Below are 14,813 nucleotides of genomic sequence, written 5' to 3' on the forward strand. Positions count from 1 at the left end.
GTGGATTCGTGCCGCGGCTGCCGACGGCGGTGCTGGCTGTCGGGCTGATGTTGTCGTCACTGCTGTCGCTATCCTGCGGCTTCATTCTCGACACTGTCACGCGCGGCCGCCGTGAGTTGAAGCGCCTTGCCTATCTCGGATTCCCGGCGATCAGCCGAGCCTAGTTCGAGACGGACAAGACATGGCGCCGCATTCGCGAGCTTCCGCCCTGCTGCAGACGTTTCGGCGCTTCCTGGGAGTTGGAGCTGTCGGCTTCCTCGTCGATGCGCTGGCGTTCTTCGCCCTCGTGTCCGGGCTCGGGGTACACTATGTCTGGTCCAGAATCGCTGCATCGTTCATCGCATTGCTGGTGACGTGGCTCCTGAACCGCCGGGTCACGTTCTCTGCTGGCAGGGCTGACCCTGCGCCGGTAGAATTCCTGCGCTATCTCGGAGCGAGCGCAGCAGGCGCAAGTTCCAACCTGGTGGCGCTGTCAGTGATTGCGCCTTACGATGCGGCGTTTGCCCATATCCCTTCATATCTGGCGGGAGCTGCGGTTGGGCTGGTCGTGAACTTCTTTCTTTACGACAAGTTCGTCTTCCACGGTCGGGCCCGGCCGGTCGCCCTGAATCCAAAGCCGCCGGAGAGCTCTTAGTGAATCAATCAGACGGAAACGACGCGAATATCGACTCGATCTACTATCGCGACGGCGTCGACAAATCCTTCGCCATGAACCTTCTCAAGAAGGCTCGCATGTCGATGTTCGACCTGTTCATGCGCGAGCTGGCTCCGACGGCACAGACGCGTGTTCTGGATATCGGAGTCTCCGACGACGAGAACGACGGCGCCAATTTCCTTGAGAAGCACTATCCGTGGCCCGAACAGATCACCTGCGCCGGCATTGGCAACGGCGAGGCTGTTGTGGCCGCATATCCGAAGGTCGCCTTTCAGCAGATCGTRCCGGGTGAGCGCCTGCCCTTCGCGGACAAGAGCTTCGACATTGCCTGCTCGAATGCGGTCATAGAGCATGTTGGTGGTTCGGAGCAGCGCAAGGCCTTCATCGCCGAGCACCTCAGGGTTGCCTCCGCGGTATTCATAACCTTTCCGAACCGCTGGTTCCCGGTCGAGCACCATACCAGCCTGCCTTTGCTGCACTACGCTCCGGGGCTATTCCGGAAATTGCTTGCGGGGACGAAATATGACCACTGGATCAACCCCGCCAACATGGATTTTCTGGACAGAAGCCTGATCGCACGCGAATGGCCGGGCAACCGGGCGCCACAATTCGTGATGACAGGACTCCCGCTGGGCCCCATGAGCTCCAACGTGGCTGTGATCCTGCGCTAGCGCCAACCGAGGCTGAGATATTGCTTCGCGCGGGGAGGTCACACCATGTCGCGGACGTCTGATCGCACGCGGCCGAGCAGACGTCGCCCCAGCGCGATGCTGACGACTGTCAGCGCGACCATCACGATCCACGTGGTCGCATCCGCAGCTTCGCCTGCAATCAGCGGTTGCCGGATGGCGCGTACGAACCAGTAGGCCGGGTTGACGATCTGAAACTGGCGCAACACCGCGGGAAGCAATTCCTCGGTCATGACGATTGGCGTCAGCCACATCCAGAATTGCGTGAACACGCTGACGGCCTGGCCGGTGTCGCGCAAGAACACGTGGATTGGAGACAGGATCAGGCCAAGGCCGAAGCCAAAGCCGACCATCAGCAAGCCGGCGAGCGGGATCGTCAGCCAGGACCAGTTCGGCACGACGCCCGATAGCAGCGCCGTCGCGGCGGTGAGCGCCAGTGACAGCGTCATCATGATCGCGGCAACCACCCCGGTGCGCGCCACGAACAGGATTTCCGGCAGAGCGATCTTCCGAAGATAATGGGCGTTATCCGTCAGTGATGTCGTGCAGCGGCTCAGGCAGTCGGCGAACGCCAGCCATGGCAGCATGCCCGACATGATGAAGACCAGCGAACTCACCCTGCCGCCTGCGCCCGGGCGCGTCGGGAAAATTCCAGCGAAGATGAAGGCGAAGAGCACGATCAGCATCAGTGGCTGGACAATGTGCCAGAACGCTCCCATCGCAGTGCCGGCGTAGCGATACCGCGTTTCGGTCCACGCATTAGCGAAGACGAAGCGGTGATGCTGCAGTAGATCGCGGATCATATCTGTCGTCCCGGTCACTGTCCGCTTCGCTGCGGCGTCGCGCTCAAGAGCTGGCTGGGAAGGCCGATCTGGCCGTAGAAGCGGCTCGTCGGCTTGTCCCAGGTGATCAGGATCGGTCCAAGCATCTCGGTCTGCGAAGGTACGACGTCGCTGCCCGTCGTCAGCCCGATCCTGTAGGTGTATTCACCAACGGGGACCAAACACTCCACGACGAAACGAACGATCGCGCGCTGTCCTTGCTCCATCTTGCCGATTGGCTTGCCAAGGCGAGCGCTGGAGGTGCTGAACACCAGTTCGCCGAAGCGGTCATGGAGCGAAAAAGAGATATCGCCTTCGGCCAAGGGCTTCAGGGCCTCGACGACGAGGTCAAGGACGAGCTCCGTGCCCTGGCGTTGCGAGACGAACGGGCCCCCACCAGGGGCGCAGGACCGCACGGCGGTGAGGGCCAATTCCCCTCCCGCGGATAGGATGGCTCCGGAATTGAGGATATTGCCGCGAAGAACCTCGTCGGCGTCCGCATCCGGCAGAGCAGCGATGTCGTCCGCCGCTGCGCCATTCTCCGCGTCCTTGCGGGCCGCCTCGGTCTTGTGTCCGAGTTTGGTATAGTAGCGGTTGATCGTATTGTCGGGAAGCCCGATGAATTCGACGCGCCCGTGATCGAGCAGAAGCGCTCGCTGGCAGAGTTTCTGCACCGCACCGGTATCATGCGAGACAAAGAGTACCGTCGTGCCTGCTTGCATGATCTTGCGCAGCGCCTCGTAGCATTTCTGCTGGAAGAAGATGTCGCCAACGCTCAGAGCTTCGTCCACGATCAGGATTTCCGGATCCATGAACAGATAGATCGAGAAAGCCAGCCGGACATACATGCCGGAGGAGTATATTCTCATCGGCCTGTCAAAAAAGGCCCCTATATCTGCAAAGGCCTCGATCTCGCCCATGCGGGACGCGGCGTAGTCCTCAGGGAAGCCCAGCATCGCGGCGCTGACGATTACATTCTGGCGCCCGGTGAGCTCGGGATTGATCCCTCCGCCGAGCTCAAGCAATGCGAGCACACGGCCGTTGACTGCAATGGTTCCGCTGGTCGGCAGAAGAGTTCCGGTAATCAGCTTGAGGAGGGTGCTCTTGCCCGACCCGTTGATGCCGACGATGCCGAAGCACTCGCCTCGAGAAACGCTGAAGCTGATGTCGTCGAGGGCCGTGACCTCGTCATAGCGGCCGGGCTTGGGCCAGATATAGTCCGCGATACGGCCCATCGGCTTCTGATAGACCTTGAAGCTCTTCGAGAGACGGTCAACGCGGATCGCCGGATCGCTCGATTGGGATGCGTTCAGCAATGCGGGCGCGTTCATCGTTTCGATCAGCTGGAATTCGCCAGGAAGCGCGTCTATTAGGAGCTATACCGTCGAGGGGCAAGCACCGCTGCTGCGACAGTCCCCAAATCCGACCCAGCCCATTTCGTAAGGTTTGTCCAGAATGGCCAATTTGATCAACGGCGTCGACGGCTTTGGTTCGCAGGGGCTCACCCTCACCGAAGTTCGCCTTCGCGACGACAAAGGTGTGGATGTGCAAGCCTGCGCTTGCGGCGATTCCTTGGTTCTGAAGGTCGTGGCGAGGGCAAACGGACATGTGAAGCGTCCCAATCTCGGATTTGCACTTATCGCGCTCAGCGGAAATCTCCTCTACTCGGAGGGCGTGCTGAACCATGGCGTCATGCTGGCCGACCTCGCGCCAGGGGAAACGTGTGAGGCAGTGTTCAAGATCGAGATGGCGCTTTCGCCGGGCTCTTACGGATTGACGGTGATTGCTGCAGATAACGAGAAGGCCGGCTCGGGTGACAGCGGCGTCCACCACGATACCCGGGAGCGGATCGCTCGGATCGAGGTTGGGCCCAGCGCCGCCTCAAGCGAATTCGACGGAGTCGGTCGCCTGCCAGTGACGGCGGGCTATCGTTTCGTCTGATCATTCGGCTGTCGTCTGCGGCAGTCACTTGCTTGCCAAGCGCGACGCTCAGATGCTAGCGAAACGTCGTTCTCAGTGCACTTCTTCCGGGGTACTGCCCGAGTGTCGGCGCAACCTCAGATCATAGCAGATTCGCGGGTACTGACTGTGATGTTCGACCCCTCGAGGTTCTTGTGAAGTTGCCTATCGCCCGCTGGATGGCCTCCGCCAAACACCGCCTCGCGTTGTCCGAACAACGAATCGTGGAGGTGACAGGCGAAACCCGGATGACGTCACTTGTGCTCGCCGATTTCGCCGAGCGCTCGCTTCAGCTTCAAGGGCGTGTGGCGGCGATGGCCTTGCCGATGGGAAGGCGCATCCGCGATCTGAGCGAGGTCGAATTCCGGGTCTATTCGCAATGGGGCGAGGACGGCATCGTCGAGTGGTTGTGCCGCCATATCGATATGCCCAACACGCGTTTCATCGAGTTTGGCGTCGAGACATTCCGGGAGGCGAACTGCCGCTTCTTGTTGCATAATCGTAACTGGAAGGGTCTCGTTATCGATGGCAGCACGGAGAATATGTCGTCGCTGCGCACTCAGTCATGGTTTTGGCGGCATGACCTTACGGCAAAAGCTGCCTTCGTGACGCGCGAGAATATCGACGAGCTGATCGCGGAGGCCGGCTTCGAGGGGGAGTTGGGAATTCTGTCGGTTGATATCGATGGAAATGACTATTGGGTTTGGCAGGCCATCACGTCGGTCAATCCCGCGCTCGTCATTTGTGAATGTAACCCGATCCTCGGCGATACCCGCGCTGTGAGTGTGCCTTATGAGCCTTTCGCAACACGCTTCGAGCGCCATGCGAGCGGGCTTTACTTCGGCGCCTCCATCAAGGCGCTGGAGTATTGCGCGCGCCAGAAGGGCTACCGTCTCATCGGAACCAACAGCCATGGAATCAATGCCTTTTTCGTCAGGGATGATTTGGCGGGACCCGTGCTCGATCTTTTGGGAGAGATAAAGGTCTGGCCAGCCCGCCATCGCGACAGCCGCGACCAGCAGGGAGCGCTTTCTTTCGCCAGCGGGCTGGAGCGATTGGCCATCATCGCGGACATGCCCGTGATCGATGTTGTCACTGGCGAGACGATCATCCTCGGAGAAATCGCGGAGCCTTATTCGCAGGCTTGGCTCGCGGCAATGCAATAGCGTGATCGGCGCATCCTGCACGGCACGGGGCCTACCGGCAGGTCAGATTGCCGGTCGCCATCCATCTTGGACATTCAATGATGATCAAAGTGCTTACCCCAGCCCTGCTGCGTCTGCCGTTAATCCGAAGCCTAATCAGGTCAATCGACGCCCATGATGCGCAGCTTGCTGAACTGCGACGGCAGCTATCGGATTGCTCGGCTGCGATGGTGAAGTTCGAGACCGCCTTGACTGAGACGGTTTCGATGCGGGTGCATTCCCAGATGCTCGAGATCGAGCGGTTGTCTGGTCTCTATGACAGTCTTGCGTCGCGGTTGGYCGTGCTGGAGACGTCATGCGGCAAGCCTCCTGCAGAGGCTAGGGGCAAGCCAACTCCGAAAGAGAATGCCTGAGCTGTCGCTGCGGTTCGGCCTTCCAAATCGTGCTGCGAACGATTGCCGACGCGCCAGCATCGGATATAGAAGGCAGCGCGACCAGCGATTTTGTGCCTTCGCGTGCGATCTGCAAAGCCTGCGACCGCATGTTAACGGAAATGGTCCGGCCATGGTCTTCAAGGCTGAGGGAACAGGGGTGTGGATTTGGGTATCAAACAGATGCTTGCTGCGTGGTTGCGACATCCGTCGAGTAGCGCGGAAGTGGCACCAGGTGGCTCGGCCCCGCCTGCCCGCGAAGTTGCTGACCTTGTCCAGCGCGAGCTCGAGCATTTCAAGCACCACTATCATCTGGCAGCAAGTGAGCGCGACGCGCTTCTGAATGAGCGCAATGCACTTGCGATTCGATTGCAGGTGGCCGAGCGGGCAGGAGGTCTCAAAGTTCATGGGGCTGAACTCGGCAAGCCGGCACCGTTCCCTGCGGATGTGCTGCCGGGCAAATCATTGCCGCGCATTGTGGTCGTCGATATCGGCGCCCAGGAACTGACGACGGAACAACACGCCTATCAGCCTCTCGTCGATCTCCGGCTTGCCGACGTGATCGGCTTTGAGCCTCTCGAAGCCGCTGCGGAGAAACGCGCCCGCAACGAGAACGACGTCAAGATGTTGAACTATTTCGTCGGAGACGGCAGTCAGCGCACCTTTCATGTCAACAAATTTGACGCTACGTCATCGCTCTTCGCGACGAATTACGAGCTCCTCGACCGCTTCGAGTCCCTCTCCGAGATGTGCCGGACTGTCCATGAATCCTCGGTCTTGACGACCCGACTGGATGACGTCGCCGAGATCACCGATTGCGATTTCCTGAAGATCGACGTGCAGGGCGGCGAACTCGACGTGCTCAAGGGGGCTCCCGCTGCTCTGGACAAGGCCATCGTGGTGCATTGCGAAGTGGAGTTTTCGCATGTCTACAAGGACCAGCCACTTTTTGGCGAGGTGGACGCGCATTTGCGTGCCGCGGGCTTCGAGATGATCGATATCGTCAGTGCTGGATACGCCACTGCTCGCGGCTTGCCGCGCCCTATCGCGCAGTCACGACTGCTGTGGGGCGAGGCAATCTACTTCAGAAGCCCGGCGAGCTTGAGGGAACGCGGCGTACAGAAGACGGCAAAGGCCGCGCTGATCGCTCACGCCAACTACCGCATGTACGATATCGCCGCGGAGTTCCTGAATCTCCTGCCTCCTGTCGAGGGGCATGCGCCTGCGGCGATCTACGCCGATGTAATGCTGAAGTCGAACGCCATCGGCGCGGCTTGATCAGTTCTCGCAACCGGCTGCGGAATGGAAGAAATGCAAGTAGTGATCGCGGTGGCCCCCGGTGAGTTGATCGACAAGGTCACGATCCTCGAAATCAAGCTGGAACGGATTGCCGATTCCAGCAAGCTCGCCAATATCCAACGGGAATTCGAGACGCTGCTTGGCGATTATCAGGCTCTTCTGGCCTTGAATTCGACTTTGCCGACCCTGGCGATGCGCCTCAAGGACGTCAACAGCCGGATCTGGGAAATCGAGGACAACATTCGCGATCTTGAGCGCGCCAAGGACTTCGGCCCGGCCTTTGTGGAGACTGCGCGCTCGGTCTATCGGACCAATGACGAACGCGCGGCGATCAAACGCCAGATCAACGACGTGCTGGGCAGCTTTATCGTCGAAGAAAAGAGCTACTCGGCGTATTGAGCGGCAGCCCGCGGCGGCATCACGCAGAGTCCGCCGGTTCCGACCAAAGGCGCTGAGTGGCGGGGGGAGGGGCAGGAGCGGCTATTTCTGCTCTGAAGGCTGCCCCCTTATGCCGGTTGGGTTGGAAATACCAGGAAGGATCCTGTTCGAGACGCGGTGAGACTCGCTCTTTCGCGAATGCCAGAAGCTGTGGGCTCCAACCGTAGCGCCGTGCCGTAATCTGCAACGAGCGAGCGGCATCCAGGAATCTGAAGAATCTCATGAGATAGGTCTCAATGGTGTTCAGATAGTGTGTGAACTCGACCTGGACGGGCGTGCCATACTCGGCCCGGGCTTTGGCGACGCCGGATGTGCAAGCACTCGCGATCGCGCGGGCGAGGAGCTTCGGATCCTCGTCGGTAAGTTCCAGAACCTGACGCTCATGCAGGTCAAAATACTCGAAGTCATGAGCGAACGAGGCAAAGACCGAGGTCGAGGCCTTCAGGACCTGGACCATGGGCAGAATGCGGGCCGCGGTTGATGAGGCGGCGACCGTCCCACCGCTGCCTGTTCCGACGAAGAGCGAGACGTGATGGGTCAGGTGCGAGACTTCCCGCAGACTCAAGGTGCCTGCATAGAGCGAACGCTCATCTCGAAGCTCCATCGGCAGGTGCGTGGAGAAGATGACGCGAGAGTGCGGGAGTAGCGCATAAATCTCCGCAGCGATGTCCTGCGCGCTCTCAGGGGTCACGGAGGATTGTCCGCTCTTCGACGAGCATTCGAACAGAATGGTGTGCTCGGTGTCCGGAAGCCGGTTTTCACGGGCAAAGTCTTCGACCCGGGCGATTTCCTCGTCCGTCAGGCAAATGACATTCTCGATCGGCACGGTAATGGGCCGGCCATATGCGCGCAACAGCGACGAACGCACAGTTCCGTCGTAGTTCTGGAAGTTGTTCGGCCAAATCTGCGAGAGCAGAATCAGGCCGAAATTGCGTTGCTGGTACTGGCGGTACGCCTCACGCTCGAACACCCGCCAGGCCATCTCATGATAGCTCCAGTCGGCAACGGGAATTTCCCATACGGCATCGATGTCAGGGTTGTTGACCAGCAGGCCCTTGCACTGGGTCGAGACGGCCCAGCAGATTTCCGCCTCCGGGAAATCCGCACGGAGCTGGCGCGCCAATATCGTTGCGTAGAGGCAATCGCCTCCCGCACCCAGCTGCCCCAACAGAATGCGATCCATGACCGTTTCTTGTCCCTAGTTTCTGGCCGTTCATGCAGGCAGGTTCTGGCCGGCGCAAGCAGCTCATGCTTCGCCGAAGGCGATCGCGTCGATGATGTCCTGGATTGTCTTTTGCGGCCGTCGTCCCGCCACCGCGGCCAAGATCGAAATATCGACCTGGAAATCAGGGCCGGGATCCCGGCGCGGACTCGATTCCACGATATGGTCCGCGATGTCGTGTCCGTGCCGGCGAAACGCCTCAGTGACGGCCTCGCGCGCCAGTACCGTGCGCCCCGATGCGACGAGGAGTTCGCTGACCGGCGGGGCAAAGGCGAGGTCTGCGACGATATCCATGATCTCGTCGGCGGAGCTCCAGTCAAGCCTGAAGTCGAGCGTATTGATACGGGTGGGCTGGCGTTCGCCCTTATTGGCGGAACGCAGCGCCGCCGCGATCGTAGGAAGGAAGAACTGCTGCGGCCGACGCGGTGAATCGTGGTTGAACAGGACGAGATTGGTGCTCGAAACCGCGTGGCGGCGTGCATATTCTGCCATGAGGTCGCGCGCTGCGAGCTTGCTGACGCCATAAAGGCAGGTCGAGCGCATTGGGCTTGATTCGTCGAGGATACCCGCCCATGGCTCCGCGAACACCTTGGCTGAGCCAGCATAGAATATTCGCATGCCGGGAGAGCTGACGCGGGCGTGTTCAAGCAGCGCATGAAGCGCAAAGACGTTGACCTGCATCAGTTCGCGCCAGACGGGTTCATAGGAGAACCCGGCACCGATCGCGCCATGGACTGCCGCAAAATGGCAGGCGACATCGGGCCTCACCTCATCKAGCAGCGTCGCAAGCGCCTCTGCGTTGGTGAGATCAAGCGCGACATAGCGAAACCGGTCCGCTGGAAATGCGCGCCGTGACGCGGCATCGCGGCCGATTCCCACGACTGTGTGCCCCCGGCGCAAGAAAGCATCAGCCAGATAGCTCCCATCCTGACCGTTGACGCCGAGGACAAGTACCACGCTCATTGCGAACTCAACCCTGCGTGCCCGGGTGCAGGGCGTCGAGATAGGCGATCTGGTCGTTCGATCGCTCCACAGCCTCGTCGTAATTCTCCGCCGAGACGATTTCGATATGCGGCAGGGGGAAAATCATCTTCGTGCCGGCCAATATGGCGTCGCGCTCACGCCGAAGAAACTCCGCCCGGAAGTGCCAGGGCAAGACGAGATAATAGTCCGGCTCGGATGCGCGGGATTCTGCCTCGGAGATGATCGGGATATCGGTTCCCAGCGTTTTGGCACCAACCTTCTGCGGGTTACGGTCCGCGGCGCAATCGACCATGACGCGGTTGATGCCGTACCATTGCAGCAGGACATTGCCCTTGGTCGATGCGCCGTAGATGTGGATGCGCTCGCCCCTGGCGCGGATGTCGAACAGCAGCGTGTTCAACTGCCTCTTGAGGGTTTCGATGCGGCGCTGGAACTCGATATAGGGCTGGTCGGTATCCAGCTCCATCTCGAACTCTTTGATCCGCACCCTGTGCAGATGAGCGCGATCCTCCGGCGAGCCGTGGCTGCTGTTCGTCGCCTGGCAGGCGTAGCAACGAATGCTGCCGCCGTTGCTGTCATTGAGCTCGACCTTGAACAGGCGAAGATCGGCCTGGGCAGCGATCCACTCAAGGACAGCCAGGCTGTAATACTCGAGATGCTCGTGGCAGATCGTGTCAAACGAGTTCTGCAGCAGCATCAGTGGCAGGTAGGACATCTCGAAGATCCAGATGCCGTTGGGCGAGAGAAGACGCTGGACACCTCTGGCGAAGCTGACCGGATCTTCCAGATCATAGTACATCGCGATCGAGGTCACGATATCGACCTTGCCTGCCGGGATGGCGGCTGTGGCCTGTTCCGAAGGGAATACCGTGTTGATGACGGTGACGTCGCTGCTGATCTCGTTGGCGATGTCCGAGGGGTCGACGCCGAATTTTCTGATGCTGGCAGGAAACACGTTGAGCAAGGTGCCGTCATTGCACCCGATGTCGAGAACTGTCGCCGTATCCTCCGGCACGATCTTGCGGGCACTGGCCACGATGCCTGCGAGATGGTCGCGCATGGTCTGGTTCGTGCCAGAACGGTACCAATAGTTCGCGTAGAGGATTTCGGGCGGGAAGGAATGGGCGAGCTGCAACAGGCCGCAGCCATTCTCGTTGCGCGTAACGTCGCAGCGGACGAGTTGCGTGGGCAACTTGCGGATAGGCGGCATCAAGGTGCCGGGTTTGACGAAGGACCCCTGCAGATATTGTGCGCCGAGATCGATGACGGGGGACAGGTGAGCCGAGCCGCAAACGCGGCAGGTCTGACGATAGCGTGGATGCAATTCAACCTCCTATCGGCGATGCGCCGGTGACACATGCTGTCACGCTTGCCGAGCGTACTGGCGCGACCCGAACCTTCGTGCGCGTTGCCTATCCCACGGGCTGAATTGTGGCAAATCGATCCAACCCCACCGGGGAAAGTCGGGTCCGATCGGGATTGACTTGCTCCAGGCATTGGGGTTGACAGTGGGCCGAGATGATGCGGCGGCCATGCTGCTTTCGGCCAAATCCCGTCATATTGGACAAGACCCTGACGATCTCCCGAACCGATAGTCCTTCGGGGCGGTGCCTGGCGGCGTGATGGCTGCGGGCGTATCGGGGAGGTCGGCGATAAGGACAAGCAGGAAACGTAGATGGTGATCATGTCTGACGCGGTGTCGCCGATGGAAGGGGCGGCGTTCCAGGCCGCGGTTCTGCTCTATGCGCACTGCTCGCCCCCAGCCCGCATTCTGGTGCTTGACCAGGGCGGACACATGATGCCGCTTCTTCAAGCCGTCGGTTATGCCGTTCTTGGCCAAGGCGAGGATGCGGTCGACGTCGCGGCTTGCGTCGTGAGCGGACCATTGCCGCCCTCGGATCTCGGAGTTGCGCTTGGCGCGGTGGCGAAGAATGGCGTCCTTGTCTTTGGCAGGGGCGATATCACCGAGGACGAGCTTGCTCGACATGGATTTGCGCTCGCACCAATCTCGGCCTCCGGCGCTCTGGCGGTCGCGGTTAAGGGCCAGATCACTGCAATGCCCGCTGCCGTGCGGCCACCGCGTCCCGAGCCAGCGCTGTTGCAGGACGACTTGAGGTCGGCCCTGGGAGAACTCGAGAGTCGCATGGTCGAGCGGCTCGATCGTCTCTCCCTGCAGAGCACCCAGTTGGTCAACTCGCTCGATCGGCTGAGCTATGCCGTCAGCCTGAAGGGCAGGCTCGTCAGCCTGCTTCGCCACACCGGTACCCTCAACGCAGCGGCGTCCGTGCTTTCCCAGGTCCGAGCGGCCCGCGGCTCGTTCAGGCGGCGCCGCCCGGCTGTCATGGGGCCTGTCATGCAAATGGCTTCAGGGGCTGCGGTCTTCGGGCCGGTCGCCATCGCGTCCGCCGGGCAGGTGGCCAACGATATCGAAGCTGTATCGAACCAGAAGAAGATCGGCTCCATCCGACTGAAGCCTCCTGTGGCGCCGGCCGATGAGTCCAGCACTGCTCTCAGCCGACCAGAGGCTGACAGCCTGGCCGGTTGGCTCGCGCTGCACGCACCCGACGAGGCCTCCAATATCAAGACCTTCATGGTCGATCTCGACGATCGTGGCGTCGCCCTCAATCTGTTGCGCGGGCGACTTCTTCCCGAACAGGCGCTTTTGCTCGTCCGCAGGTCCGGCCAGGATCCGCTGCCGGCCGAACTGGGCCAGCCCGATGCGGTCGAAGGTCAGCTCGCATATTATCGCGCTGCGCCATCCGTGTTGCGCGCGCCATCCGACGAGGTCACGAAGGATGCAGAGCTGAACGGATTCAGCTGGCCCAAGATCTCGATGATCATGGTGAGCTTCAACCAGGCTGATTTTCTCGAGGAGGGAATCCGGTCTATCCTTGATCAGGGCTACCCGAACCTCGAGTTCATCTTGATCGATGGCGGGTCGACCGACGGAAGTGCCGAGATCATCGAGCGGTACCGTGATCGCCTTGACAAGGTCGTCATCGAACGTGACCGCGGGCAATCGGATGGCCTGAACAAGGGCTTCGACCGTGCGACGGGCGAGGTCCTGAGCTGGCTCAATAGCGACGACCTGCTGTTGCCGGGCGCCCTCGCCAAGGTGGGAAGGGCATTTCGACATTACGGCTCGGATATGGTCGTGGGCGGCTGCAAGCAGGTGCAGCAGAACGGTCGGGATGTCGTCGTCGCCCATCACAACCATCTACCCTTCGGTCAGAAGATCGCGCTGCCCCTGGAGGAGCTTCTGGATTTCGACAATCGTTGGCAGGGCGGAGCGTTCTTCTATCAGCCGGAGGTTTTCTTCAGCCGCGATCTCTGGCTCCGCAGCGGCGGCGGCCTGAGGCTCGATCTGTACTACGTCCTCGACTATGATCTTTGGATCCGGATGGCGGCAGCCGGCGCCACGGTGGCACATATCCCCGACTTCCTCGCTGCCAGCCGTATCCACGAACAGCAGAAGACGAAGTTCGGCGAGAATCCGTTTATCCCGGAGGCTCGGCGGTTGCTCGCCGAGTACTCCACGGGTGTTCACTGGACACGTCCGTCAGTGGCCTGATACGGACCACACGTCGTCCCGGAGCCCGGTTCATGCTACCTCTACTAGGCACTTTTCATATCGTGGCGCTCGCCGCMCTGACGACGTATGGTTTTCATACGCTACGGCTTCCGTTCACTACCACTGTGGTGGCGGTGTTCATCGCAATCTGGAGCAACCTTGTCGTAACGGGGCACATTCTGTCACTGTTTACGAAGCTAAATGTGACGTGGCTTTATGCTCTGACGTCGCTGTGGCTTTGTCTGCTGCTTTTTCTTGCATTGAGGTCTGCGAAGCCACGGGCGCCATTCCCGCGGACTGACGCTATTGGTTGGCTGTCTGTCCCGTTCGAGAAATGGTTGCTTGGCTTCCTATTGCTGACCGCAGGTATTTTTGCCGGTCTGACTCTGTTGGTTGCCGCTACGCATCTTGCCAATAATCCAGATACGGTAGTCTATCGATTCCCGCGCATATTCTGGTATCTTGCCAAAGGTTCTCTTGAGCATTTTGGTGTCGGCACTGACCCGCGAGTGCTATACTATCCTCTCAACGCCGTGCTGCTGTACTGGCCGCTCGCGCTCTACGAGTTTGGTCCTCTTTGGTTCAACCTGCCCACGGTCATCGCTTGGCTCATGACCGCCGTCGCCACTTATTCGTTCGCACGTCATTTCGGTGCTCCCCGGGTCTCTCATTGCCGTCCTGATTGCCGCTACCTGGCATTGGCGCAAAGTGTTTGCCGTCATGCGCCCGCTCTGGTCGTTCAAGGGCGCGGTGGTTGCGCTAATGTGCGTGACGCTTGCGGTTGTCATGGTCGCCAGCTTCATGATCCTCAATTTGCGCGCAACCGGGCAGATCACCGAGTTTAGTTTTGCGCGACAGGTGCTCAATACGCCATGGGATTGGGCCGTCAGCCTCCAGACCACGGTTCTATACTCGGCCCAGGTCATCCTTGCTCCCCTGCCTGATCTGCTGCCCACGAAGGCGCTGGGAGGAGGAAGGGAAACGCTTTATAGCAGCTTCAACGCTGCCATCGCTCCGCTGTTCGGTTGGGTGAACAACGGCCCTGCCTACATGTCGGTCGGGTATCGCTTCACAGGAGTGATAGGCGGAGTGGCGGTGTTGTTCAACGAACACACCGTTTATCTGGGATTTAGCTGGCTCGTCGCTCTGGTTGCTCTCGCCTGGCTGTTGACGCATCGGCGCGAGGCCCCTGCCTGGGGGCTGTGGGTTGCTCTGTCCATGTTCGCCTGGTTCGTGACGTGGGCGTCGATGACGAAGTACGTCGATGGCATTCCCGTCTATTTGTCCTATGCAGCCATCGTGGCATCGCCTGCCTGGGTTTTTGCCTTTGCACGTATTGGGTCGCGTTTTTGGTCGGCTGCGCGAAATTTTTCAATAACCATTGTAGGGGTGACGCATCTTATCACTGCCTGCAATATTATGGTTTATAATGCCTACCGATCTTCGCTGGCTGTCTTTGTACAAGGTGCGAGCTTCCCTCTTTCACCTGGATTAGCAATTGATAAGTCAGTAACGGATGAGATTGCTCAGGCTAAAGATGGCTTGACGCATTACTTGATAAATTGGGGCCAGCCGAATTGGCTTTTCATGGCCTTTAAT

16 protein-coding genes and 1 pseudogene are annotated in these 14,813 nt (G+C 60.0%); 11 read left to right on the forward strand and 6 right to left on the reverse strand.

The window, feature by feature from the left end; genetic code table 11:
• The 3 genes and pseudogenes from AC1DRP_RS26910 to AC1DRP_RS26920 form a co-directional block, all read left to right on the forward strand.
• Positions 1–164 (forward strand): annotated as a pseudogene (locus AC1DRP_RS26910) (glycosyl transferase); the annotation flags it as partial.
• Between the two features lie 17 nt (positions 165–181).
• Positions 182–634 (forward strand): GtrA family protein, encoded by a 453-nt coding sequence (locus AC1DRP_RS26915; RefSeq protein ID WP_476770051.1) that lies wholly within the window; start codon positions 182–184, stop codon positions 632–634.
• Positions 635–732: 98 nt separating this feature from the next.
• Positions 733–1,326 (forward strand): class I SAM-dependent methyltransferase, encoded by a 594-nt coding sequence (locus AC1DRP_RS26920; protein WP_476770052.1) that lies wholly within the window; start codon positions 733–735, stop codon positions 1,324–1,326.
• A 38-nt stretch (positions 1,327–1,364) separates the two neighbouring features.
• On the opposite strand, the gene AC1DRP_RS26925 is transcribed toward AC1DRP_RS26920, so the two are convergent.
• Both AC1DRP_RS26925 and AC1DRP_RS26930 read right to left on the reverse strand, forming a co-directional pair.
• Positions 1,365–2,147: an ABC transporter permease gene (locus tag AC1DRP_RS26925; RefSeq protein WP_476770053.1), complete on the reverse strand. Its 783-nt coding sequence runs from the start codon at positions 2,145–2,147 to the stop codon at positions 1,365–1,367.
• Between the two features lie 14 nt (positions 2,148–2,161).
• Complete coding sequence (locus AC1DRP_RS26930) at positions 2,162–3,496, reverse strand: ABC transporter ATP-binding protein (RefSeq protein WP_476770054.1); 1,335 nt, start codon at positions 3,494–3,496, stop codon at positions 2,162–2,164.
• A 124-nt stretch (positions 3,497–3,620) separates the two neighbouring features.
• On the opposite strand from AC1DRP_RS26930, the gene AC1DRP_RS26935 reads away from it, so the two are divergent.
• The 5 genes from AC1DRP_RS26935 (at position 3,621) to AC1DRP_RS26955 (ending at position 7,398) form a co-directional block, all read left to right on the forward strand.
• Positions 3,621–4,106 (forward strand): Wzt carbohydrate-binding domain-containing protein, encoded by a 486-nt coding sequence (locus AC1DRP_RS26935; RefSeq protein ID WP_476770055.1) that lies wholly within the window; start codon positions 3,621–3,623, stop codon positions 4,104–4,106.
• A 173-nt stretch (positions 4,107–4,279) separates the two neighbouring features.
• Complete coding sequence (locus AC1DRP_RS26940) at positions 4,280–5,290, forward strand: hypothetical protein (RefSeq protein WP_476770056.1); 1,011 nt, start codon at positions 4,280–4,282, stop codon at positions 5,288–5,290.
• A gap of 77 nt (positions 5,291–5,367) precedes the next feature.
• Complete coding sequence (locus AC1DRP_RS26945) at positions 5,368–5,682, forward strand: hypothetical protein (protein WP_476770057.1); 315 nt, start codon at positions 5,368–5,370, stop codon at positions 5,680–5,682.
• A gap of 180 nt (positions 5,683–5,862) precedes the next feature.
• Entirely contained in the window at positions 5,863–6,978 is a 1,116-nt protein-coding gene (locus AC1DRP_RS26950; protein ID WP_476770058.1) for an FkbM family methyltransferase, read from the forward strand.
• Positions 6,979–7,011: 33 nt separating this feature from the next.
• On the forward strand, positions 7,012–7,398 hold the full coding sequence (locus tag AC1DRP_RS26955; protein WP_476770059.1) for a DUF6165 family protein: 387 nt from the start codon (positions 7,012–7,014) through the stop codon (positions 7,396–7,398).
• A gap of 19 nt (positions 7,399–7,417) precedes the next feature.
• On the opposite strand, the gene AC1DRP_RS26960 is transcribed toward AC1DRP_RS26955, so the two are convergent.
• The 4 genes from AC1DRP_RS26960 to AC1DRP_RS26975 all read right to left on the reverse strand — a co-directional run bounded on the left by AC1DRP_RS26960 (position 7,418) and on the right by AC1DRP_RS26975 (position 11,900).
• Complete coding sequence (locus AC1DRP_RS26960) at positions 7,418–8,620, reverse strand: glycosyltransferase family 9 protein (RefSeq protein ID WP_476770060.1); 1,203 nt, start codon at positions 8,618–8,620, stop codon at positions 7,418–7,420.
• A gap of 63 nt (positions 8,621–8,683) precedes the next feature.
• The gene (locus AC1DRP_RS26965; RefSeq protein ID WP_476770061.1) at positions 8,684–9,622 is read right to left on the reverse strand and encodes a GDP-mannose 4,6-dehydratase; all 939 of its coding nucleotides are present in this window, start codon (positions 9,620–9,622) and stop codon (positions 8,684–8,686) included.
• Positions 9,623–9,629: 7 nt separating this feature from the next.
• On the reverse strand, positions 9,630–10,967 hold the full coding sequence (locus AC1DRP_RS26970; RefSeq protein ID WP_476770062.1) for a class I SAM-dependent methyltransferase: 1,338 nt from the start codon (positions 10,965–10,967) through the stop codon (positions 9,630–9,632).
• Positions 10,968–11,198: 231 nt separating this feature from the next.
• A complete protein-coding gene (locus AC1DRP_RS26975) occupies positions 11,199–11,900 on the reverse strand; it encodes a hypothetical protein (RefSeq protein ID WP_476770063.1) in 702 nt (233 codons plus the stop codon).
• A gap of 333 nt (positions 11,901–12,233) precedes the next feature.
• On the opposite strand from AC1DRP_RS26975, the gene AC1DRP_RS26980 reads away from it, so the two are divergent.
• The 3 genes from AC1DRP_RS26980 to AC1DRP_RS26990 form a co-directional block, all read left to right on the forward strand.
• Positions 12,234–13,214, forward strand: a complete 981-nt coding sequence (locus AC1DRP_RS26980; RefSeq protein ID WP_476770064.1) for a glycosyltransferase family 2 protein — start codon at positions 12,234–12,236, stop codon at positions 13,212–13,214.
• A 32-nt stretch (positions 13,215–13,246) separates the two neighbouring features.
• Complete coding sequence (locus tag AC1DRP_RS26985; RefSeq protein ID WP_476770065.1) at positions 13,247–14,059, forward strand: hypothetical protein; 813 nt, start codon at positions 13,247–13,249, stop codon at positions 14,057–14,059.
• Positions 14,001–14,813 (forward strand): hypothetical protein (locus AC1DRP_RS26990; RefSeq protein ID WP_476770066.1); only part of this gene is annotated, 813 nt, incomplete at its 3' end. The genes AC1DRP_RS26985 and AC1DRP_RS26990, both read left to right, overlap by 59 nt.

The sequence above is a fragment of the Allobosea sp. 01N443 genome (assembly GCF_056399325.1).

Bases quoted from the DNA above. Each gene is read 5' to 3' on its own strand.
- AC1DRP_RS26960 (WP_476770060.1), bottom strand. From the start codon at position 8,620: ATGGATCGCATTCTGTTGGGGCAGCTGGGTGCGGGAGGCGATTGCCTC.
- AC1DRP_RS26935 (WP_476770055.1), top strand. From the start codon at position 3,621: ATGGCCAATTTGATCAACGGCGTCGACGGCTTTGGTTCGCAGGGGCTC.
- AC1DRP_RS26925 (WP_476770053.1), bottom strand. From the start codon at position 2,147: ATGATCCGCGATCTACTGCAGCATCACCGCTTCGTCTTCGCTAATGCG.
- AC1DRP_RS26930 (WP_476770054.1), bottom strand. From the start codon at position 3,496: ATGAACGCGCCCGCATTGCTGAACGCATCCCAATCGAGCGATCCGGCG.
- AC1DRP_RS26980 (WP_476770064.1), top strand. From the start codon at position 12,234: ATGGTCGATCTCGACGATCGTGGCGTCGCCCTCAATCTGTTGCGCGGG.
- AC1DRP_RS26915 (WP_476770051.1), top strand. From the start codon at position 182: ATGGCGCCGCATTCGCGAGCTTCCGCCCTGCTGCAGACGTTTCGGCGC.
- AC1DRP_RS26955 (WP_476770059.1), top strand. From the start codon at position 7,012: ATGCAAGTAGTGATCGCGGTGGCCCCCGGTGAGTTGATCGACAAGGTC.